The sequence below is a fragment of the Gilliamella bombicola genome (genome assembly GCF_900094945.1).
Classification (GTDB): Bacteria; Pseudomonadota; Gammaproteobacteria; order Enterobacterales; family Orbaceae; genus Gilliamella; species Gilliamella bombicola.
Window position 1 is genome coordinate 130,801 of sequence record NZ_FMAQ01000004.1, and the last position, 21,562, is coordinate 152,362.

Sequence of the window (21,562 nt, forward strand, 5' to 3'; positions counted from 1 at the left end):
CAACATTTTATTTTGACAAGTGAAAACAGTTATTAATGCTAGAAAAGAAAAGAATTTATAAAAAAACCACTCGCATAACCGAGTGGTTTATATTGAAATGTATCTGTTGTACTGACGCGGAAATTACATCATTCCACCCATACCGCCCATGCCACCCATACCACCAGCGGCACCTAAATCAGCTTTATCATCTTTAGGTAAATCAGTTACCATACATTCAGTTGTAATCATAAGGCCTGCAACTGATGCAGCATATTGTAATGCACTACGAGTAACTTTAGTCGGATCTAAAATACCCATTGCAATCATATCGCCATATTCTTCTGTAGCAGCATTATAACCATAGTTACCTTTACCGCCTTTAACAGCGTTAACAACAACTGATGCTTCTTCACCACAGTTAGTTACGATTTGACGTAATGGTGCTTCCATTGCACGTAATGCAACTTTAATACCTACGTTTTGATCTTCGTTAGCACCTTTAAGGTCTAAAATTGCTGATGCTGCACGAACCAAAGCAACACCACCACCAGCAACCACACCTTCTTCAACAGCAGCACGAGTTGCATGTAAAGCATCTTCTACGCGTGCTTTTTTCTCTTTCATTTCAACTTCAGTTGCAGCACCGACTTTAATTACAGCAACACCACCAGCAAGTTTGGCTACGCGTTCTTGAAGTTTTTCTTTATCATAATCAGAAGTTGATTCTTCGATTTGTTTACGGATTTGTTCAACACGAGCAGAGATTAAAGACTCTTCACCAACGCCATCAATAATTGTAGTATTGTCTTTATTGATAACAACACGTTTTGCTTGACCTAAATCTTCAAGTGTTGCTTTTTCAAGTTCTAAACCGATTTCTTCTGAAATAACAGTACCAGCAGTTAAAATTGCAATATCTTGTAACATTGCTTTACGACGATCACCAAAACCAGGCGCTTTCACCGCAGCAACTTTAACAATACCACGCATAGTGTTAACCACTAACGTTGCAAGTGCTTCACCTTCAACATCTTCAGCAATAATTAATAGTGATTTACCTGCTTTAGCAACGGCTTCTAGCACTGGTAATAATTCGCGGATATTAGATACTTTTTTATCGGCTAATAAAATATATGGATTGTCTAATTCTACTGTTGCTGTTTCTGGTTTGTTAATGAAATATGGAGATAAGTAACCTCGATCAAACTGCATACCTTCAACAACATCAAGCTCATCTTGTAAACCTGTACCATCTTCAACAGTGATAACACCTTCTTTACCAACTTTCTCCATTGCTTGAGCAATCAAAGTACCAACAGTTTCATCAGAGTTAGCTGAAATAGTACCTACTTGGGCAATCGCTTTAGAATCAGCACAAGGAGAGGATAATTTTTTAAGCTCTTCAACAGCAGCAACAACCGCTTTATCAATACCACGTTTTAAATCCATTGGGTTCATACCAGCAGCAACCGCTTTCAAACCTTCGTTAACAATTGCTTGAGCAAGCACAGTCGCAGTAGTTGTACCGTCACCCGCTGCATCATTTGCTTTAGATGCAACTTCTTTAACCATTTGTGCACCCATATTTTCGAATTTATCTTCTAATTCGATTTCACGCGCAACAGAAACACCGTCTTTAGTAATAGTTGGCGCACCAAATGATTTATCTAATACTACATTACGTCCTTTTGGACCTAAAGTTACTTTAACTGCATCAGCTAATACATTAACGCCTTTAAGCATTTTAACGCGAGCGTCATTACCAAATTTTACATCTTTAGCTGCCATTTTCGTCTTTCTCCTAAATTCTGTATATAAGTTAAACTAGTTACTAATTATGCTTGAACAATGGCTAGAATATCGCTTTCTGATAAGATAAGCACTTCTTCATTATCGATTTTTTCTGTTTTAACGCCATACCCTTCATTAAAAATTACGATATCGCCAACTTTAACATCTAACGGCTGAACTTGGCCATTTTCTAAAATGCGACCATTACCCACAGCTAAAACCTCACCACGTGTTGATTTACCTGCTGCTGAACCAGTTAACACAATACCACCAGCTGATTTTGATTCTACTTCTTTGCGTTTAATGATCACACGATCATGCAATGGACGAATTTTCATTAGTTATCTCCTAGCACTAATTTTCAAATAGATAATTATTAAAAATAAATCATAAAATTACGATTTTATAATATTGTTCACTTTACATGGGGATTATTTCAAACTCTTCAAGAGGATAAAATAAAAAATTTTTTAATTGACTATTTATTCATCATCCTTATATTTAAACTCACCCTCAATAATATCATTATTTTGGTAAAGTGTTTGTGACGATACAAATCTCGATTTAATCGGCATTTTTCGCACAATAAACTTCACAATATGCTCTTGAACGTTAGGTATTAAAAGAACAGCTCCTAAAATATCGGTCAAAAACCCCGGAATAAACAATAAAAAACCAGCGAAAAGCAAGGCAACACTTCTAATGATTTCATCTTTAGGACTTTGTTTATTTGCTATTTTTTTCTGCATAATACTAAGATTTTTCAAACCTTGAGTCTTGACTAATGAAAAACCAAGAATAGACGTTGCAATAATACAAATTAAAGCAAGAAAAACCCCAATTGTATTTGCAACTACAATGAAAAAACTAACCTCACAATAAACGTAAATAAAAAAAATAATAAAACCAATAAATCGCATATAACAATTCCTATGAGCATAAAGACATATTATTAGAAACTAACTATTAATATGAAGGTGATTAGCTATTTTTCAATCAAACAATATATTTTTTTTAAAATATATTACAAAAAGGATTGACTGATAATCACGAATCGTGTTTAATGTGCATCCATTGTTGCCCGGATAGCTCAGTCGGTAGAGCAGGGGATTGAAAATCCCCGTGTCCGTGGTTCGATTCCGCGTCCGGGCACCAATCACCAAATTCTAAGACCTGCTTCTAGCAGGTTTTTTTATGTCTAAAGCCTTTTCAAATAAACCTTTCACCTTGTTTCACTACTCAACCAAATTCAACTGAAATTACCCCAAATCAAGAGGAAAATAGGATACAAACCCGGATACATTTGGTTCGATAATGGCGTGTATCCATAAAATGGCTTTAAAGCCTTTGTTTGCAATGATTATGGAAGAATGCTTGCATTTAATTTATGCTGTAGAAATTACTTGCGTTGTTTACTGTAATTTGAAAAGCTAGAAGATATTTATTTGTCGGCATTGATGATTTTTCATGCTAGCTCTATGCAGGCATTTACCCTGATAAATCCCAATTTAGCTCGGCACAATATTCTTATACCATTGTATGTATTTATTCCGATAACCAACATGAATATCAAGACACAAGCGAACACCTATTTGTTAAATATGTGTCATAACCATCTACCAATGAAAAATATTTTTAATAATTCGATTACAGATAGCATTCCAAGCTATAGTGAATCATAGCCTATCAAAGAGCTTTGCTGATTTAATAGAAAAAATATAGATATTTTCAAAGGTTTTAAAGTTATTTATTCAACCGAATTGTAACTATCCCCTAAAATAGTACAGCAAAAAAGTAGAAAATTCTCTATGATAAAAGTAAAGGGGATTTAATTATGAAAAAAATGACTGAACATCAGATTGTATCTATTTTAAAAGAAGCTGAAGCGGGTATTCCTGTCAAGGAGCTCTGTCGTAAATATGGCATGGGTAATTCAACTTTCTATAAATGGCGAGATAAATACGGTGGTATGGAAACTTCGGACATCAAACGCTTAAAGGAGCTGGAGGCCGAAAACCGCAAGCTTAAGCAGATGTTTGCCGAACTGAGCTTAAAATCCCAGCTTCAAGAAGAAATCATAAAAAAGCTTTAGTGCCCACAAAGGCACGTAAAACGTGGGCACAGCAACTACAACAAAATCATTCTGTTACTATTGAACGATTTAATCGTACCTATCGTACTGAAGTACTCGATTTATATCTTTTTAACAACTTAGCACAAGCAAGGAGAATAACCGAAGAATGGTTAACGATTTATAATACCGAAAGACCACATGAGGCATTAAATAACATGACACCGATTGAGTATAAAACACTAAAACAAGCAGCATGATTTTCTACTTGAATCTTGTACTAAGTTTGGGGTATTTACAGAACCTTTATACCTTTTTCTTTTAATCCATCAAATGCAGGTGGAGTATTAATTTCATGAAGAAGATGCAAATCTATATAGATAAGGACTTCGCTCGCTCCTAAGAAATCAACAATATGTGATTGCCAAATTTTCTGAAAAATTGTTTTAGGATTCATTGTCTTGACCAATAGACGTTAAAGGTTCTTTCTTTTTAGAGAATGAAATAAAACACAATAGAGCCGAAAATGTTAGAATAGCTACAGCTCCCCACACAGCTCCCCATCCGTAACCATGTGCGATACGGGCAACTAGAATGGGTGTTAGAAACGATGCGATAAATACGGTAGTACCAACCATACCTAATGCAGTTCCTGCGCGTTCAACGCCTGCTTTCACAGCAGCTTCGGTATAAGAAATACCATGCCAAGCGTGCCCAAACAAACCAGTTAGCATAAGAAATACAACACCCATATATGTGTTATTAACCATTAAACAAAGTACCAAAGAAGCAATTCCACCACAGATGGCGTAATACTTTAACAATGCAATACGATTCTTTTTTCTGTCCGTATAGTAACCTGACCAAATTCTGAGAATTCCGCCACCTAGCTGAACAACAATGAGAATGATAGAAATCGATGCTAAATCTATATCGAGAACATCTCGCATATAGACTCCTCCAAATGTAAGTACAGCCATTTGAGGTACAGTTAGAAAACCAGCAGATATAACAATTCTCCATACTTGAAAGCTTTTCAGTGGCGAAGGTACTGCGAGAGCCGATTGAACTGCATGTTTTAATTCGGTATGTTTAGAGTTGATAAAGAAAACAACAATAAGGCCGGCAATAAAACCTGTGGCGGCTAACACAATGAAAGTTACTTCAAAACCATATGTATAGGCTAGCGAAGGAAGCAAACCTGTACCAATTGCGCCTCCAACTGGAATTGCAGTTTGGCGAACACTCATAGCAAAGCCACGCTCACTATCATCAAACCACGACATTATTGTTCTACCTGATGATGAGTTAATACTACCACCAAGGGCTCCAGCTATTGCCAAAGCTATTGCCAAGTGTAAAGATTTAACACCACCAAGCGAAGCCTCTGGTGTAAGCAATATAGCTATTACAACAAACACTACTGCTGAGGACCATAATCCTAGAGTTAGCACTATCTTGTCGCCCAACTTATCTGTGAGGATCCCCCAAATTATCTCTGAAGCCGCAACCCCCAATCCCATCGAACCTAAAACAAAACCAAGTTCATATAGTGAAAAATGATAAGCATCTCGCATTAAAATTCCCGTTATAGGAATACCAGCAAACCCCATTGCAAATGTTGCTTGTGCGAGCACACCAATGCCAAGCACGAACCAACGATAATTGTTTTTTTTATTCATTTTTTCCTCAACTAAATATAGTAAATTGTATTTAAAATTAGATGGCTATATTTAAGGTGTATACATCCTAAATATATCGTTCAACTAATTTGTTTTACGGGCTCTAGCCAAACAATCAAGCCTATACAACCAATATCTGATGCCCATGATTCATGCTCTGATCCTGATCAAAGCTATTTTAAGTTTCTGTTTTGGATTCATCGCATTTTGTGGGGCCTGTTCCCCATCTCTTAACGTTGTATCCAGTATGAATATTTTTTTCATTTTGCTCTTTTTTTTCTCTCAATTTAATACAAACTAGTATGTATTAAATCATGCAAGTGAATATTTGTATACAAATAAAATCAACTTAAGTGTTAATAAAAAATAGATTAATTAGTTGTTGTTTTTTTAAAGCGTGTAGTGTATTGTTTTTTAACCATACCAATTGGTATGGATGATGATAATATAAACATTACTGGAGGTAATGATGACTAATGTAGCTATTAATGGTTTTGGTCGTATTGGGCGTAGTTTTATGCGTGCGTTGCATGAGAGTTCGCATAATATCAAAATTGTTGCGATCAATGATTTAGGTTCGATTGAACAACTGGCTCATCTTTTAAAATATGATACGGCTTTTGGACGTTTTACCAAAAGTGTCAAAGTGAAAAAAGGTTGCTTGGTAATTGATGGTCAAGAGATTGTTGTATATCAAGAGCGTAATCCTGAAAATCTCCCATGGGCTAAACACAAAATCGATATTGTACTAGAATCAACAGGTGTATTTAATGATGGAAAAAAAGCGCAAGCTCATATCAAAGCTGGGGCTAAAAAAGTTCTTATCTCTGCGCCTGCATCAAATGTTGATTTGACCATTGTACAAGGGGTTAATAACCACATGTATAACAAAGATGAACATCACATTATTTCAAATGCTTCATGTACAACAAACTGTTTAGCTCCTTTAGTTAAAGTACTACATGATAACTTCGGTATTAAATCGGGTTTTATGACAACTATTCATGCTTATACACAGGATCAACATCTTCAGGATGCTCCACACCGTGATATGAGGCGAGCACGTAGTGCAGCTCAAAATATTGTTCCTACATCAACAGGTGCAGCGCATTCAATTGGCATTGTAATCCCTGAGTTAAATGGAAAATTAGATGGTAGTTCAGTACGGGTTCCGGTAATTACAGGATCAATGATAGATCTTACTCTAAATCTAGAGAAAGAAGTGACAGCGCAATTAGTAAATGATACTATTAAAAAAGTAGTTAACTCAAAAAAAATAGATGGAATTCTCGTTTATACAGAAGATGAGATTGTTTCATCTGATGTTATTAAAAATCCAGCTTCCTCTATTTTCGACGCTAAACTCACTAAGGTTATCGATAGTAAATTACTCAAAGTTGTTAGTTGGTATGACAATGAATGGGGATTTTCAAACCGTTTAGTAGATACTATTTTACAGATTAAATAATTAAATATAAGCATAACATCGACTGGTGGTATGGTGTTTTATGGTGAAAATGAATAGCAAACCAAGTTCCAAAGAAAAGCTAATCAAAGCTATGGCTGATCTAATATTAGAAAAAGGTCTATCTAGCACTAGCCCAAATGACATTTTGACTCGCGCTGAAGTCGGACAAGGTAGTCTTTACCATTATTTTAATGGTAAAGAGGATTTGTCCCTACATGCAATAAAATATAATGTAGAGCAACTAATAAGTTACAATGCTTCAGTGCTAAATGCAGATAAAAATGCATATAATAAACTTTCAGATTTCCTATTAAAAGCTCGTAATATAGATAGAGGATGCTTGGTTGGTCAACTGGCTCGAGATAGATCTATTATGAAAAACCAAGAGTTAGCAGTAGAAGTTACTCGTGGATTTGAGTCTATAAAACAAACGTTAGAAAGTCTTATAAAGCTTGGAATTGCTGAGGGTAGTATTTCTAATATTCTTGCGCCATTAGAAGCAGTAACACTTATAATATCTACTGTGCAAGGTGCATATATTTCTGCAAAAGGATTGCAAGATGACTCATATTTTTATCTAACTATCAATACACTATTGAAGATATTTGCTCCATCACATAAGTGATCCTTGCCAAAAAAGTGGATAGAAGTTACCTCTATGATATAAATACAAATCATAGGAGAAAAATATAATAGCCAGAAAATTTAGCATCGAATTCAAACAACAAGTGTAAATACCCTATTTACGGCAAAGCTCTTTAACAGGAATGCCTGCTTCTGCTTCTTTTAATATCGATACGATTTGGTGCTTTGTCATCTTTTTCATGTTTCAATCTTCTTTTACTTTTATCATAGGGAATTTTCTACTTTTTTGCTGTACTATTTTAGGGGATAGTTACAGGTAAAAGTTGAAATTTCAATTAAATTAAAATTTCAACTTTTAAGAAAAGAGCTATAATTCAATTAGGTTTACTTCTTTAAAAGGAACTCTTCTCTCAATAATTGCTATAACTACTTCAATTTGCTTACTATTAAAGATAATAATAAAATAATCTTTTAGTCTTGTCGTTTTAGTAATTATATCGTCCTTAAAACTTCAAAATTAAGGCATATTAGCCATTTTAGGTGATTTTAGTATTCTAACTAAATCAATTATCCACCAGATGAAAAGCCCTAAAAATATAAAAATACCGATAAAAAAAACAAAAGTCAAAAACGCTAATAGTGTTAATATAAGCATTAAAATACCTGTACCAACTTTACCTAAATACATTCTATAAATACCAAATGTACCGAAAAAAAACCACAATAAAAGAGTTACAACAACCGAACGGTTACTTCCTACAAAATCAGAATTGGTTTCCATAAAAACTCCTTACTTTAAATAATAAAAGATAATTCAAATAAACATAATATTTATAATAATTAAAAACTTATTGATTATTAAACAGATAACGTAAAAAAATAACTACATAACAATTTAATTTTCAATGATTGCTGTAACAGTTAATACACATGAAAAAAATATTGGATTTTAACGTACTTAACCTCTACTTTACTGTTTTCCTACAACTTTTCTCTTTAGAAAAGAGTGCGACATTATATACAACCGATACTTTATTGTAAACTATCAATGCCTTGTTTTAATTTAGAAATTTAAATCATAGCAATGGAAATACAGCAAGTTATATTAACCCCATGTAAATCAAAACAAGACTTATTTGCGATTTTATGCATAATTATTGCGGAAATGTTAGATATGATTTGTAAAAACAAAGCAGAATTCTTTACCGTTTTGATCGTGAATTATCATACTCAATGATTTATGTTAATGATAATAAGCAACATGCTTTGCACCGCTTGGTTTTCAGACAGGGAATCAAGCCGAGTAACAATAATACCAATGACTTTATTCCCATAGCCGCGCATGGCTCTAGCCGATTTCGACGGGGTAAATTGATACTGTTCAATAATTGCCATTACATTGGCACGGGTACTTGCTTTTACCATCGTATCATGATTAATCACCCGTGAAACTGTCGATTTACTCACCCCACAAAGCTTGGCAATATCTTTAATAGTTAAGTGATTTGAAGATCTGCTCATCATAAATTAGCCAACAAAAATCAATAAAATCATACTAAGCTATTTTAGAAAAAATAGCGATTTCAGATTGTTTATGTTGGTTTGGTAAATTGTTTTTTGCTAAACACTAAACAGTAGTTAGCATTAAAATCAGGTAGAAAATGATGAAATTTGAATTAGCACGAGTCAAAACTATTTATTAACGCCAATAAACTGTTTTTAATAGCGTTATTATCTTGCGTTAAATCAATAGTACAAAATGATAATTTATGTCCTTGAATAGTCATATTTTCATTAACCGCCGCACCGACAGTCGGGTATAGCAACATGCCAGAGGCGCAAAAGGATAAAGGATCGCTATTTTTTTCCTGACTTCTTAAATAAGCATACAATTGATAAAGGTGATGACTACTAAACGAGTTAAGTCTAAACCGTGATTTTTTTAAAATTGAGGTACATTTAGTATCAATGATTAAACGTTGTGTATGACTGCGATTTTCAAGGATTAAATCGGTTTTCATGGTGGGTAAATAGGCGGTGATATTATCGGTCGCATTGCTATATTGCCAATTTAATTTTTTACCCGCATAAATAGTCCATTGCTCAGGATCTAAATTTACACGGTAAAAGCCAACTATTGCCTTTTCAAATAACTCTCGTAACCAATGATCGGTTTTTTTTAGTTGTTCAATAGTATGTAATCCTTGAAATTGAGTGGGCATTGACAAACTAAAAATCAGTTTTGCTAATGAAATTAAAGTATTATCTTTAAGATTTGCATGGTTAAAACGCTCCTTTTCATAGCAATAATGTGTTGTTTGACCAATTTTCAACGCAGTAAATTGATGAATGATTTTTCTACATTGTTCAATTAAGCTCGCATCTTTCAATTGTTTTACTAATAGATGAGCCGCAGCATGAATATAGCGATTTTTAGGGGTATCAATCGTTAAATCATCATATCGACATTGAATTTTACCCTTTGCCAATAATTGATTACGCTGAGTAGTTAAAATATCTATTTTTCCTCTGACACGATTAAGTGCTTTTGTTGTGAGCTGATAATCTGCAGCAAGGTGATGTATTAACCATTTATTTGCTGCCTGACAATATAGTTTGGCAGCGAGCGTTATTAATTCCTCAGGGTTATTTTCTAGTTCTATTCTCTGTTTTTGCCCTACAGTTTTATAATAATCAGAAGCATAGAGCAAAAGTAGCCATATGTTTCTAATTGGTATTTTGGCAACGGTAGTATTGGTTAATAGCGGATGATAATTTATCGTGGTCATTATTGTGCATCATCTAATAATATATTCATCGCATTACTCAATTTTTCAGGCTCGCCAAACCAATACTCTTCTAATAGAGGCTCGATTTCTGAACGAACAATATGCTCAAACCAATCTTGCGCAGCCATTTCTTGGTTAAGACAAGTAAAATAGCTATGCCCAATGGTAAATGCCTTGCCGAGTGTACTATCATTAATGATATATTGATTTAATGCCTCTATACGGTGCTTTATATCTTGTAATTGTTGCGGTGAAAAGTCGTTTTTTTCTTGCATATAGTTGAGCCAATTTTCGCCAAAATGAGGACTTAAATGATAAAAGGCAAACCGACGACGTAAAGCAAAATCGAGCATCGCTAACGAACGATCAGCAATATTCATAGTACCGATAACATAAAGATTATCAGGAATAAATACGCCTTTTTCATTTTGATGTTGGTATGTTAATTCTAAGGCTTCATTTGGATTTCGTTTATCAGCTTCAAGTAGCGTTAACATTTCACCAAAAATTTGTGCTGGATTGCCACGATTAATTTCTTCAATCACAATTACATAATGTGATTGAGCATCATTCCGTGCTTGATTAATTATCTCTAAAAAAGGTCCATCAATCAGCGCTAATTTACCATCACTGCTTGGCCGATAGCCACGGATAAAATCTTCGTAAGACATATTAGGATGAAACTGAATGGCTTTGATATTTTTTGAATCTTTATAACCAACAATAATATTAGCTAAACGTTTAGCTAACCAAGTTTTACCTGTCCCTGGCGGACCTTGTAAAATAATATTTTTTTTCAACCTTAAGCTCTTTAATATGGCTTGCAACTGTTGTTTATCAATAAAACAACCTTCATTGATTAGGTCATCTTGGGTATAAGATTGTTTTATGATTACGGGTTCAGTCATATCTTGGTTATCATAATTTTCTTCTTCATTTAGGGTGTCAATATCCAGTAATTTATATTTTCCACCACCCAAAAATAATAAAATATTATTATTTCTTAACTCTTGAAATCTATTATCAATAGTTGATTCAATAGTATTATTGTTAGGAAATAATAGTTGAAGATTCTCTTTATAATGCTCAAGAAATTCTGACCGAGTAAATATATTACTATTTTTCTGATAACATAATTGTTTAATGCGTTTTAATACAATATCTAGCCAAGAATCATTAATCGGTTCGTTAATCTCGTTGGCATTAGTACTACTATTGTTACTTAAATTATTATCCCCATAACGAGATTTCCAATATGGAGCATTGCGAAAGGCATCAATATCTTGTGGCTGATCATAAAATGCAAAATTAATTAATTGTTTTGATAGCCAAAAATCATCTTTAACACTCCAGATAGCAGCTATATTGGTATAAAAGTACCATTTCTTATTCAAATTAGTTTGTTGCCAATCGACTTCTAACAATTTTCCATCACCATAATTTTTAGTTACGGTGCCAATAGCCTTTATATCCATTACCGAAACAGGTAGACCTTTATTATCAAAGGGTAAATTATTTTTCTGATTATAGGTTGATTTGATGGCAACTTTATCGCCAACAGAAATAGATTTTACGACATCCAAAAGTTTATTATCATAACCATTTTGCCAGATACCTGAACTAATAAAATGCTCTGTTTGGTCTTTACTACCTTTAAATTTTGCACCTAAAAACCAATATGTTTTTATTCCGTCCAATTGCTTTCCTTTCTAATCATGTTATTTATTTTTATGTATATTTTAAACTAATTTATTGTTAACCAAAAATAGGATATTGATAATTATTTGCTGATTATCGTTATATGGTTATAAAGCTGTTTTCAGCCATTTTTCATAACAATAGTAAATAATTTAAACAGTAATATTGATTCCTAGTATCATTCTTATCGGTCGTGACAAAAATGCCAACTCAGATGAGTTTTATTTTGGCTGCGAAGAATTTGATAGTTAATTATGATTGATTGACGGATGAGGAAAAGGTGACTCATCCGCTTTTAATTTGTAAGCCTTTCCCCACTCTAACATGGCATCATGCACCTGTTTTAGACTTTGTCCAACCTCGGTTAATGTATATTCAACTCTTGGTGGAACCTCGGCATACACTTTGCGGGTTAATAACCCATTTTTTTCCATAGCTCGCAGGTGCTGAGTTAAGACTTTTTGTGATATGCCAGTCAGCGATTTTTTTAGTTCACCAAAGCGTTTGGTTCCCGTAAGCAGGTCTCTCACAATTAAGACTTTCCACTTATCACCCATTAACATTAATGTTATTTCAACGGGGCAAATAGGCAAATCATTATTTAATTTAATCATTAATGCTTAAAATCCAATAATGGTTTCAAAAAAGCTACTATAGCACTATTTAGTACCTACTTTACAGTAGAAACGTTAAAGACTAATCTAAAACCATTCTTATATCATGTTAATCATTAAACGCTTGAAAGGAGCAAAGTATGAAAATTGCAGTCATTGGTGCGAGTGGTAAAACAGGGCAACTTTTAGTAAAAGAGGCGATTTCACGCGGGCATGATGTTACCGCAATAGTGCGTAAAGCAAGTCAACAGCTCGATCCCAAAGCAACCGTGATGATTAAAGATCTATTCGAATTAACCTATACTGATTTAAAACCCTTTGATGTGATTATTGATGCATTTGGTACTTGGGCACTGGAATCACTGCCATTGCATCAAACCAGTTTAAAGCATTTAACGGATATATTAAGCGGTAAAACAAATCGCCTATTAGTGGTGGGTGGTGCAGGCAGTTTATATGTTAATCCACAGCATTCACTGCGTTTGGTTGATGCACCTGATTTTCCTGATGCATTTAAACCATTAGCCACCAATATGGCCAAAGCACTTGATGCGCTTAGAACGTGCGATGATGTGCAATGGACGTATTTAAGCCCAGCCATTGAGTTTAACGCTGATGGTGAAAGAACAGGACATTATATCTTGGGCGGTGAAGAGGTGTTATTTAACAGCAAAGGAAAAAGCCAAATCAGTTATGCTGATTATGCCATTGCCATGATTGATGAGGCAGAAAAAGCTAAGCATATTAAGCAACGTTTTACCGTTGCAACTGAATAAGGTTGCTAAAATACGGTAAATAAGCATTCTTAGACAGAAATAAGCGCCTATTTTCTATAATAATGGAAATATCCCGATACATTTTTAACGCGTTTCAAGGACAATTATTTGGGGAACGAGTTGGAGTTGGCTTGGGATAGTTTCATCTAACAGCAACATTCTAACCAAGAGATATAATACATACCATATTTTACTTTATTACTTTGATAAAAATAATTATTAAAAGGAAATAAAATGGAAAAAATAAGCGAACTACTTAACTATTTAGGTACATGTGATTTACATAAGAAAAGCAAAAATAGTATTGCCTTAAAAAGTCAACTAGAAAAATATTCAGATATTTTAATAAGAATAGGTTTAGGGCTATATGCATTTATATTTATATTAGCGTTATTCTACAAATTTATCTATCCTTTAGAAGAGCTGAAATTATTTGTATTATATTTAGAGATTATTCCACTATTCAGCTTAATTTTTGGAATGCTGTTTCAAATAATTCCAGCAATACTTCATCTTAAGAACTTCACAAAAGAGTCTCAAAATCAGCTTATAAAAACTGTAAAAAAAAATGATGAAATAATAAAAACACTCAGTAATTATGATAAAAAAACTTTAGAAGATTCAAAAGATCATATTCAGCTAAAAATCAATAGCAATAAATCGAAAAATAGTCTTTGTGTTGGACAAAATGTTACTATTATATTTTTATTTGGTTTTTTCTATTCTTATGATAAAAAAACATTAGATCTTTTAACTATTTTTTCAAAAATATTTGGTCAAAATTATAGTTTTGGGGATTTCTTATCATGGGCGCTATTTTCTCTTATATTAGGTTTTTATTTGGGAGCATTTAGTTTATCAATAGAAAATAAACGGCTTAACTACTATATTGATTTAATTAATATGGCATTAAAGCGTCAAGATCATAATTACACTATTAGCGAATATAAATAGCAATAAAGCCGAGAGATTTTCGCTATTTTGAATTATGTGATTATACTTAAGATAAGTTAATTTGACTTGATTGTATTTAGTGCACAATACGAATAATATGCAATATCAAATAAAGAATTTCTTCATTCGATATTGTGATATTAAGCTGATTAATTAAATATTTTTTGATAGCATGAGCACATTTAAACTCATCTGGATATTGCTCAATTACTTGTCGAAAAATAAAATCATTATCAGAATGTAGCTGTTGTTGTTCAAAAATACGCTGAATAAAAAACTGCATATGAGTTAAAAAACGTGAATAGTTTAATGACTGCTTGTTTATTTCAATTGCAAAATTAAATTGAATAATATTGAAAATATCTTTCAAGATTTTAACGGATAATAGAGTATTTTGCATAGTTTGTTGATGTGATTGCCCATTAACTAAATGAAAAGCTATATTTCCCGCTTCCTCCTCTGGTAAAGCGATATTAAGCTGCTCATTGATATAGGTTATTCCATACTCTGCAACTTTAAACTCATTTGGATAAAAACTTTTTACTTCATGTAGTAACCGATTTTGAATAATCACGCCTGAATAATACCGTTCAATAGCGTAACTAAGATGATCCAACAAGGTAAAAAAGAGCGTTTCTCTAAAGTTTGTGTTTAATGTTTTACTTGCGTAGTCTAACAAAGATCTCGTTAACTCGATGTAATCATCAGGCAGTGACTCAATTAATTTAAGATAACCTTGAATTCCTGTTATTTGTTGCAAAACAAAACATTTTTCGATCAGATCAGAGGAGATATCATCTCCTACCTTAGCATTAAATCCGATCCCCTTTCCCATCAAGATCACTTCATTATTATCGCTATTTTTCGATAATACGAGGCTATTATTTAAAATTTTATCCACTCTAAATGTGATCATAAGCATTACATCAATTTATCTAACTGACCGTTAGCATTAATTAATTGTTGATACCAGTAATAACTTTTTTTCTTGATACGTTTCAGATCTTTTAAATCAAATTCACCACGATTAACATAAATAAATCCATAACGCTTACCATAACCTTGGTGAGTACTGACCACATCGATCACTGACCATGGGCAATAACCGATTAGTTCAACTCCATCAGTAATAGCTAATTGCATCTGAGTAACGTGTTTACTAATGAAATCAATACGATAATCATCGTTAACGGTATTATCTGCATTAAGTTGATCTGGGGCGCCAATACCATTTTCGGTAATTAAAATTGGTAAATTATAGCGCTCATAAACTTTCCTTAAAGTTAAACGTAGACCGATAGGATCAATTACCCACCCATAAGCAGTTTTATCAACAAAAGGATTATCCGCTGCTCGATACACTCCCTGTTCACCAAGCATAATTTGCTGATCTCCTGCTCTTGCAGATATATCGGTAGCATTCCCTTTACTAGCTGCAATCGTCGCAGTTGAATAATAATTTATAGCAATAAAATCAGGCTGTGCATTTTTTAATACAACCAGATCCTCATCCAAAATGGTTGGACAGATCCCTCTATCATTTAAATAACTTAAAAATAAAGCATTATAGCGACCTAAAACAGCAATATCGAGAAAGCTCCAACAACGGATGGTTTCCCAATTATGAGCAGCAATTGCATCTTCAGGTCGGCAAGTTTCTGCATACATTGAGGTAATATTTAATGCTGGCCCAATTTTCGCATTTGGGCAAAGATGATGGCATAACTGCATAGCCCTAGCTTGAGCAATAAACATATGGTGGCTCTGTTGATAGAGAGTCTTCTTACTTGGTAATTTGCCATTTTCTGGAACACCAATTGCTCCTGGATGAAGGATCATGGTATTTTGTTCATTGATCGTTAACCAATAGTTAACTTTCTCACCAAAATTTTGGAACAAAACCTCAGCATATCGCACAAAAGCATCAATGGTTGAGCGTTCACTCCATCCACCTTGTTTCTCCAATTTATATGGTAAGTCAAAATGATATAGAGTTACTATAGGCTCAATACCATAACGATTAAGTTCATCAATAAGATTATGATAAAAAGCTAACCCTTCAGGATTAACTTCACCAACGCCGTCAGGAATAATACGTGTCCAAGCAATCGAAAAACGATAGGCCTTTAAGCCTAGCTCAGCAAAAAGTCGTACATCTTCTTTATAATGATGATAATGATCACTTGCGACCTTAAAGTCCGATACGTCTTGAGGATGACAATACATATCAACAATTGATGGCGATTTGCCATCTTCATCCCATGCTCCTTCGAACTGATAAGCAGACGTTGAACCACCCCATAAAAAACCTTTCGGAAACGGTTTTAAAGTTTTATAAATCATGATTATTCCCTTGGTTTGACTTTTTCACTATCAACAGATCTTCACCTATTGTTACCATCGTTTTTTTAAGATTTTCGACAATATAACTATCAGAATGTAGGATAATTACTGGTGTAGTAGACATATAACCTGCTTTATCAATAGCTTCTAGATCAAATTCAATTAACTCATCACCTACATTAATCCTCTGACCTTGTACCACTTTATTAGTAAAAAATTGACCACCCAATTTAACGGTATCCAGCCCTACATGGATCAAAATTTCAATACCTTGATCGCTTTTTATACCGATGGCATGTTTTGATTCAAGCAAACTTATAACTTCACCGCTAATTGGTGCAACAACTTTACCTTGACTAGGTTCAATGGCAATACCATCGCCAATCAAATTCTGTGAAAAAACATCGTCTTTTACTTCTGATAATGGAATCACTTTTCCAGTTAAAGGACTACTTAAGGTAACACCGCTAAAATCAAGAGCAACAGGACTATTAGAGGATGGTAAATTTTCCCCCGCATCAATAGTAGTTGCAGAATCATTCTCATCAAGAGGATCATCAAATCCCATAAACCATGTCAATATAAATGTTACCACCAACGCAATAAAACAAGTCACTAAAGCATGGACAATATTCATCGGGTTATCACCAATAAATGCAGGTAAACCAGCCAATCCAGGTGATACAAAAGCATAACGTAACAATCCTGACATGCCGGCATAAATTCCTGCAACACCACCACCAATCATTGAAGCAATTAATGGTCGTTTTAGCTTTAACGTTACTCCGTACAATGACGGTTCGGTAATACCAAGTAATGCTGTAAAACCAGAAGAATACCCAAGCTGTTTTAAATTTTTATTTTTGGTTTTGATTGCTACACACAATGTAGCCGCACCTTGAGCTATATTAGATGCTAACATACCAGGGCCATTAATCATTTCAGAACCATTACGATTTAACTGTCCAGTTGCAATTGGTGTCATTGCCCACGCTGTACCTGTGATAATTAAAAATGGTTGTAATCCGCCCATTAACATCGGAATTAACCAGCTAGCTTTACGATTAATATAACCTGCACCTTGCGCAACTAAATCATTTAGTAAGATACCAAATGGCCCGATAACCACTAATGCCAATGGTCCAGCTATCAATAAAATAAGCATCGGTTTGATAAAAAATTTTACCATCGATGGAGTAAATTTCTCGGCAAATTTCTCAATGTAAGACATCGCCCATACAGTAATAATGATCGGTAATACTGAACCAGCATAATCTGCCAATTTAACAGGGATCCCAATAAAAGTAACGTCTTGGCTTAATGCCATTAGCTTTCCTAGGTTTGGGTGTAATAGTGCCCCAGCAATAGTCATAGCTAAAATAGGATTACATGCAAATTTACTTGCAGCGCCATAAGCTAATAAAATAGGCATAAAGAAAAATGCCGCATCAGCCAACATATCTAACAAATAATAGGTATGACTATCTGGGGATAATACACCCATTAACTTACAAATAGCCAATAATGCTTTAATCATCCCTGCACCAGTTAAAGCCGGGATTACTGGTGTAAATGAAGTAGAAATGATGCTGATAATATATGAAAATATCCCCTCTTTTTTCTTTGCTTTCAAAGTACCACGATCTTTATTAGATAAATGCTGACTAATGGCTTGATACACTTGTTGTACCTCATTACCAATCACAACTTGGAACTGACCACCACTATCAACAACACTAATAACACCAGTTAATTTAGTAATTGCATCACTATCAACGATGCTTTTATCAAATAGATCAAATCGCAAGCGAGTCGCGCAATGAGTCAAGGAATTAACATTATCTTTTCCCCCAACTAACTCTAAAATTTGTTTACCTAAATGTTGATAATCCATATATACACTCACTTTTAAAAGACCAAAAAAAAAAGGACCAAAACAAAAATCTACTTATCGAAATAAGTTTTTGTTCTGGTCCTGCCTGAATTAAATCAGTAACATGCCTTAATTGAGTTGATGGTATATATAACTTATATTTTTTTCAAGTTGTAATACGAAAAATGTGATCTACATCTTACTTTTATGGAACTTGTATAATCACATTAATATGGACAAATTAACTTCGAATAAAGAATTTTAGCTGAACATCTAAAGCTAAAAATGTTATAAAACTAGTTAAAATTAAACGAATTAATCAAGGGTACAAACACAAGTATACTTTAAGCTCAAACATTCTAATTCTTACCCTTCAATGTAAGTTCAGGTATCTAGCTATTTTAATTCAAATCCTCATCATGCACCTGCGCCATAAACCAATGCTGCCAACCCGTAGCCTGTTTTTGGATGTTGTCGATGGATTGGTTGAATAAAGCAAAAGCGCCGTGTGATATCATTTTCATTTTCCAACCCACACACAACAACCCTTTAATCACATCTAACGAAGCACGAATAAGTTGTAACTGTTTGACGGCTGATTGGCATTCTTGGGTGTTATCTCGGTCGACGATATTAGACAATACCGCAAAACGAATTGCCCCTGTAAGTTCGGTTAAAATCGCTTCGCCTGTGGTAAATTTAAATGATTTAGGTAAGTGACAATGTGTTTGCCAATAACATTGATATAATGTCACCAAATCATTAAATATTTTAGGTTGAACAAAAGTTGGTTTAACAGGATTAGGCAATTGATTATGCATAATAACCTCACAAAACAATTATTAAATGCAGCCACACAAACCGCACAAAGTTTACAAAAATCGTTATCACTGTTGAACATTGCTGAACTCTGTAACGAGTTAGCAAGTGATGTACTGAAACAAAAGTACCAACCAAGCACCTATACACGTTTTGCCGTTTGCGACCCAAAGCTACGCGAAATCTATGCACCTGCTTATCGTGACAGATTATTGCAATGTTGGTTAGTAAACCAAGCTGAGCCAATTATTAGTCCTCACTTTATTGAAGACTCTTACTCTAATCGCATTGGTAAAGGTACTTTATATGCCGTAAAGCGAGTACAACAATTAATGCGTAGACCCAATAATAATTACTATTTACACCTCGATATTCAAAATTATTTCAACTCAATTCATCGCCCGACATTACTCAACAACTGGTTAACCTTATTAAAAAAACATGCACCCCACAACCAATCATTAATTGCCTATGTATCAAGTAAAATATTACTACAAAATGTAGCGCAATCCGCTTATATTGTTAGCGGTAGCAGAGCATTATTAGCAACCATCCCCAAACATAAACGGTTAGCATCGTCTCCTCCAGATACAGGGATTCCGATTGGTTCAGCAAGCAGCCAACTTTTTGCTAATTTATATTTAAATCCGCTTGACCACTTTATAAAACATCAATTAAAAATAAAAGGTTATGTGCGTTATATGGATGACCTTTTTATACTCGGCAATTCGGCTAAACAATTATTAGCATGGAAACAACAAATTAACCAATTTCTTACCACACAGTTAAAATTACAACTTCATCCTAAAAAACAACACTTACAGCTATGTCGGCAAGGTGCTGATTATTTAGGTTATAAGGTATACCCTCACTACTTACATTTACGCAGTCGCAACATTAAAAAACTCAACAATTATTTGCGCTTCTTTAATCAGTTACTCACAAGCAACAAACAATTTAGTTTTATTCCTAATAACGCCTATTGGCAATCCATTATCGAGCAACCTTTAACAATTGATTACCCGCTACTCAAAAAAATGGAAGCGGTCATCAATAGTTATTTAGGTTTAATGAAACATGCCAACCACTACCGACTGCGTAAACTAATAATTGAGCACCATTTCTATACGCTCAATCACTACTTTGTGCCAAGTAATTGTGCTTATACGGCGGTGCATGTAAAAAAACAATTTTTACATCAATTTATTCAAACTCACCCATAGCAGAGCACACTGTAATAAGGCCTCGGCACAAAGGCCATAGCGGCCGTTGCTGGCACTGTTGCTGTTGACATTGCCGTTGTTCGAGTTGACATTGAAGCCATTGCTACCTGTTGCGTCACTCGTCCAGTAGTTGTTGTTGACGAAGCCCGCATCAGCGTAGTTGTTCATGTTGCTCGTTTTTGCACCTTAATCTTAATACTACCAGCTTACTGCGTTGCCGCATTCGCCCTTAAATAACGTAAAAAGCCGTTTGTAACTTTTCCTGACTTTTCCCGTGAAAGGTGCTGACCTTATTTGTAGCCCTTTTTCTATCACCCGATTTAAACACTAAAACCTAAGCAATAGCCCCATCGGGCACAGTGTGCTCTGTTATTGACTGAAGTAGTTTTTTAACTCTTGAATAAACGCACTATCAATCATGGGGGGATATTTATTAGGTTGCCATGACGATAAAAATAGTAAATGTTGTAATGTTAACGGTTTGTTTATGTTGCTGAGTGCTGTGTCTGCTATTGGCTCTGAGTCAGTTAAAATCGATGATTGTGTTTGAATTAAAGACTGCGATAAAGGGGGTGAGCTAGGATTGTTAGCGGTTTGCAGTGGTTGTTTTTCTTGGTTTTTTCTTTTTTGGTATAACTGACACTGCTGTTGGTACCAAGCTTGGTAACCACTTAAATCGTAATCATCTAATAACTCGTAGCCGTGAATAGTTGGCACTGCGTTAGGGAAACGTTTATTAATAACATTAGCCGGAAATCCACCACATACAACAATTTGGTCAAGTTTTTTAATATGCTTGATTATCGGCTTTAGGTTAAATCCTAATAATTGACTCATGACATAAAATGACTGGTTATAAGCCTTTAAAAAAAGGCCTTCTTTCAAAAAATGTAT

General features: G+C 34.2%; 19 protein-coding genes, 1 tRNA gene and 4 pseudogenes. 8 read left to right on the plus strand and 16 right to left on the minus strand.

Translation table 11 applies throughout. The features are described from left to right. Positions 1 to 123: 123 nt before the first annotated feature. From groL to GA0061081_RS05850, 3 genes are all read right to left on the minus strand, one after another. A complete protein-coding gene (gene groL / locus GA0061081_RS05840; RefSeq protein ID WP_091348116.1) occupies positions 124 to 1,770 on the minus strand; it encodes a chaperonin GroEL in 1,647 nt (548 codons plus the stop codon). A 47-nt stretch (positions 1,771 to 1,817) separates the two neighbouring features. Continuing rightward, positions 1,818 to 2,111: a co-chaperone GroES gene (locus tag GA0061081_RS05845; RefSeq protein WP_034915350.1), complete on the minus strand. Its 294-nt coding sequence runs from the start codon at positions 2,109 to 2,111 to the stop codon at positions 1,818 to 1,820. A 144-nt stretch (positions 2,112 to 2,255) separates the two neighbouring features. Then, the gene (locus GA0061081_RS05850) at positions 2,256 to 2,693 is read right to left on the minus strand and encodes an FxsA family protein (RefSeq protein ID WP_091348121.1); all 438 of its coding nucleotides are present in this window, start codon (positions 2,691 to 2,693) and stop codon (positions 2,256 to 2,258) included. Positions 2,694 to 2,852: 159 nt separating this feature from the next. On the opposite strand from GA0061081_RS05850, the gene GA0061081_RS05855 reads away from it, so the two are divergent. The 3 genes and pseudogenes from GA0061081_RS05855 to GA0061081_RS11330 all read left to right on the plus strand — a co-directional run. Continuing rightward, positions 2,853 to 2,928: transfer RNA gene (locus GA0061081_RS05855), tRNA-Phe, on the plus strand. 679 nt (positions 2,929 to 3,607) lie between these two features. Next, positions 3,608 to 3,859, plus strand: a pseudogene (locus GA0061081_RS11325) (transposase); the annotation flags it as partial. A gap of 65 nt (positions 3,860 to 3,924) precedes the next feature. Beyond that, a pseudogene (locus GA0061081_RS11330) lies at positions 3,925 to 4,104 on the plus strand (integrase core domain-containing protein); the annotation flags it as partial. 186 nt (positions 4,105 to 4,290) lie between these two features. Here GA0061081_RS11330 and GA0061081_RS05865 read toward each other — a convergent pair. Together GA0061081_RS05865 and GA0061081_RS11335 are read right to left on the minus strand one after the other, a co-directional pair. After that, complete coding sequence (locus tag GA0061081_RS05865; protein ID WP_091348125.1) at positions 4,291 to 5,526, minus strand: MFS transporter; 1,236 nt, start codon at positions 5,524 to 5,526, stop codon at positions 4,291 to 4,293. A 168-nt stretch (positions 5,527 to 5,694) separates the two neighbouring features. Further along, positions 5,695 to 5,790, minus strand: a pseudogene (locus GA0061081_RS11335) (hypothetical protein); the annotation flags it as partial. A gap of 202 nt (positions 5,791 to 5,992) precedes the next feature. On the opposite strand from GA0061081_RS11335, the gene gap reads away from it, so the two are divergent. Both gap and GA0061081_RS05875 read left to right on the plus strand, forming a co-directional pair. Then, the gene (gap, locus tag GA0061081_RS05870; RefSeq protein ID WP_091348129.1) at positions 5,993 to 6,994 is read left to right on the plus strand and encodes a type I glyceraldehyde-3-phosphate dehydrogenase; all 1,002 of its coding nucleotides are present in this window, start codon (positions 5,993 to 5,995) and stop codon (positions 6,992 to 6,994) included. Between the two features lie 49 nt (positions 6,995 to 7,043). Continuing rightward, positions 7,044 to 7,619: a TetR/AcrR family transcriptional regulator gene (locus GA0061081_RS05875; RefSeq protein WP_167349313.1), complete on the plus strand. Its 576-nt coding sequence runs from the start codon at positions 7,044 to 7,046 to the stop codon at positions 7,617 to 7,619. A 477-nt stretch (positions 7,620 to 8,096) separates the two neighbouring features. Here GA0061081_RS05875 and GA0061081_RS05880 read toward each other — a convergent pair whose 3' ends face one another. From GA0061081_RS05880 to GA0061081_RS05900, 5 genes and pseudogenes are all read right to left on the minus strand, one after another. Beyond that, positions 8,097 to 8,360: a TM2 domain-containing protein gene (locus GA0061081_RS05880; RefSeq protein ID WP_091348136.1), complete on the minus strand. Its 264-nt coding sequence runs from the start codon at positions 8,358 to 8,360 to the stop codon at positions 8,097 to 8,099. A gap of 476 nt (positions 8,361 to 8,836) precedes the next feature. After that, positions 8,837 to 9,103: pseudogene (locus GA0061081_RS05885) on the minus strand (LacI family DNA-binding transcriptional regulator); the annotation flags it as partial. A 152-nt stretch (positions 9,104 to 9,255) separates the two neighbouring features. Next, positions 9,256 to 10,368, minus strand: coding sequence for a 5-methylcytosine restriction system specificity protein McrC (locus tag GA0061081_RS05890; RefSeq protein WP_091348143.1), 1,113 nt, complete (start codon positions 10,366 to 10,368; stop codon positions 9,256 to 9,258). Continuing rightward, entirely contained in the window at positions 10,368 to 12,065 is a 1,698-nt protein-coding gene (locus GA0061081_RS05895) for an AAA family ATPase (protein ID WP_167349314.1), read from the minus strand. The genes GA0061081_RS05890 and GA0061081_RS05895 overlap by 1 nt, the downstream gene beginning before the upstream one ends. A gap of 249 nt (positions 12,066 to 12,314) precedes the next feature. Further along, complete coding sequence (locus GA0061081_RS05900; RefSeq protein WP_091348146.1) at positions 12,315 to 12,680, minus strand: winged helix-turn-helix transcriptional regulator; 366 nt, start codon at positions 12,678 to 12,680, stop codon at positions 12,315 to 12,317. 140 nt (positions 12,681 to 12,820) lie between these two features. On the opposite strand from GA0061081_RS05900, the gene GA0061081_RS05905 reads away from it, so the two are divergent. Both GA0061081_RS05905 and GA0061081_RS05910 read left to right on the plus strand, forming a co-directional pair. Then, on the plus strand, positions 12,821 to 13,456 hold the full coding sequence (locus GA0061081_RS05905) for an NAD(P)-dependent oxidoreductase (RefSeq protein ID WP_091348149.1): 636 nt from the start codon (positions 12,821 to 12,823) through the stop codon (positions 13,454 to 13,456). Between the two features lie 234 nt (positions 13,457 to 13,690). After that, on the plus strand, positions 13,691 to 14,410 hold the full coding sequence (locus GA0061081_RS05910; protein WP_091348152.1) for a hypothetical protein: 720 nt from the start codon (positions 13,691 to 13,693) through the stop codon (positions 14,408 to 14,410). A 76-nt stretch (positions 14,411 to 14,486) separates the two neighbouring features. Here the strand turns inward: GA0061081_RS05910 and GA0061081_RS05915 are convergent, their stop codons facing one another. The 4 genes from GA0061081_RS05915 to GA0061081_RS05930 form a co-directional block, all read right to left on the minus strand. Further along, the gene (locus GA0061081_RS05915; RefSeq protein WP_091348196.1) at positions 14,487 to 15,326 is read right to left on the minus strand and encodes a PRD domain-containing protein; all 840 of its coding nucleotides are present in this window, start codon (positions 15,324 to 15,326) and stop codon (positions 14,487 to 14,489) included. 5 nt (positions 15,327 to 15,331) lie between these two features. Continuing rightward, positions 15,332 to 16,753: a glycoside hydrolase family 1 protein gene (locus tag GA0061081_RS05920; protein ID WP_091348156.1), complete on the minus strand. Its 1,422-nt coding sequence runs from the start codon at positions 16,751 to 16,753 to the stop codon at positions 15,332 to 15,334. Next, on the minus strand, positions 16,743 to 18,647 hold the full coding sequence (locus GA0061081_RS05925; protein ID WP_091348159.1) for a beta-glucoside-specific PTS transporter subunit IIABC: 1,905 nt from the start codon (positions 18,645 to 18,647) through the stop codon (positions 16,743 to 16,745). Before GA0061081_RS05925 ends, GA0061081_RS05920 begins: the two co-directional genes overlap by 11 nt. Positions 18,648 to 19,027: 380 nt before the next feature. After that, positions 19,028 to 19,447, minus strand: a complete 420-nt coding sequence (locus tag GA0061081_RS05930) for a four helix bundle protein (protein WP_091348163.1) — start codon at positions 19,445 to 19,447, stop codon at positions 19,028 to 19,030. Between GA0061081_RS05930 and GA0061081_RS05935 the strand changes: the two genes are divergently transcribed. Next, complete coding sequence (locus GA0061081_RS05935; RefSeq protein WP_091348165.1) at positions 19,442 to 20,668, plus strand: RNA-directed DNA polymerase; 1,227 nt, start codon at positions 19,442 to 19,444, stop codon at positions 20,666 to 20,668. The two genes, GA0061081_RS05930 and GA0061081_RS05935, sit on opposite strands and share 6 nt — an antisense overlap. Here the strand turns inward: GA0061081_RS05935 and GA0061081_RS11085 are convergent. Both GA0061081_RS11085 and GA0061081_RS05940 read right to left on the minus strand, forming a co-directional pair. Beyond that, positions 20,659 to 20,820 (minus strand): hypothetical protein, encoded by a 162-nt coding sequence (locus tag GA0061081_RS11085; RefSeq protein WP_167349315.1) that lies wholly within the window; start codon positions 20,818 to 20,820, stop codon positions 20,659 to 20,661. The two genes, GA0061081_RS05935 and GA0061081_RS11085, sit on opposite strands and share 10 nt — an antisense overlap. 217 nt (positions 20,821 to 21,037) lie before the next feature. Beyond that, positions 21,038 to 21,562, minus strand: a 525-nt coding sequence (locus GA0061081_RS05940) for a hypothetical protein (protein ID WP_209435373.1), incomplete at its 5' end; no start/stop codon positions are given.

Excerpts from the sequence above, each read along its gene's own strand:
- GA0061081_RS05915 (WP_091348196.1), bottom strand. The coding sequence starts at position 15,326 with ATGATCACATTTAGAGTGGATAAAATTTTAAATAATAGCCTCGTATTA.
- gap (WP_091348129.1), top strand. The coding sequence starts at position 5,993 with ATGATGACTAATGTAGCTATTAATGGTTTTGGTCGTATTGGGCGTAGT.
- GA0061081_RS05900 (WP_091348146.1), bottom strand. The coding sequence starts at position 12,680 with ATGATTAAATTAAATAATGATTTGCCTATTTGCCCCGTTGAAATAACA.
- GA0061081_RS05880 (WP_091348136.1), bottom strand. The coding sequence starts at position 8,360 with ATGGAAACCAATTCTGATTTTGTAGGAAGTAACCGTTCGGTTGTTGTA.
- GA0061081_RS05865 (WP_091348125.1), bottom strand. The coding sequence starts at position 5,526 with ATGAATAAAAAAAACAATTATCGTTGGTTCGTGCTTGGCATTGGTGTG.
- GA0061081_RS05845 (WP_034915350.1), bottom strand. The coding sequence starts at position 2,111 with ATGAAAATTCGTCCATTGCATGATCGTGTGATCATTAAACGCAAAGAA.
- GA0061081_RS05935 (WP_091348165.1), top strand. The coding sequence starts at position 19,442 with ATGCATAATAACCTCACAAAACAATTATTAAATGCAGCCACACAAACC.
- groL (WP_091348116.1), bottom strand. The coding sequence starts at position 1,770 with ATGGCAGCTAAAGATGTAAAATTTGGTAATGACGCTCGCGTTAAAATG.
- GA0061081_RS05905 (WP_091348149.1), top strand. The coding sequence starts at position 12,821 with ATGAAAATTGCAGTCATTGGTGCGAGTGGTAAAACAGGGCAACTTTTA.
- GA0061081_RS05910 (WP_091348152.1), top strand. The coding sequence starts at position 13,691 with ATGGAAAAAATAAGCGAACTACTTAACTATTTAGGTACATGTGATTTA.
- GA0061081_RS05925 (WP_091348159.1), bottom strand. The coding sequence starts at position 18,647 with ATGGATTATCAACATTTAGGTAAACAAATTTTAGAGTTAGTTGGGGGA.
- GA0061081_RS05920 (WP_091348156.1), bottom strand. The coding sequence starts at position 16,753 with ATGATTTATAAAACTTTAAAACCGTTTCCGAAAGGTTTTTTATGGGGT.
- GA0061081_RS05850 (WP_091348121.1), bottom strand. The coding sequence starts at position 2,693 with ATGCGATTTATTGGTTTTATTATTTTTTTTATTTACGTTTATTGTGAG.
- GA0061081_RS05875 (WP_167349313.1), top strand. The coding sequence starts at position 7,044 with ATGAATAGCAAACCAAGTTCCAAAGAAAAGCTAATCAAAGCTATGGCT.
- GA0061081_RS11085 (WP_167349315.1), bottom strand. The coding sequence starts at position 20,820 with ATGCGGGCTTCGTCAACAACAACTACTGGACGAGTGACGCAACAGGTA.
- GA0061081_RS05930 (WP_091348163.1), bottom strand. The coding sequence starts at position 19,447 with ATGCATAATCAATTGCCTAATCCTGTTAAACCAACTTTTGTTCAACCT.
- GA0061081_RS05890 (WP_091348143.1), bottom strand. The coding sequence starts at position 10,368 with ATGACCACGATAAATTATCATCCGCTATTAACCAATACTACCGTTGCC.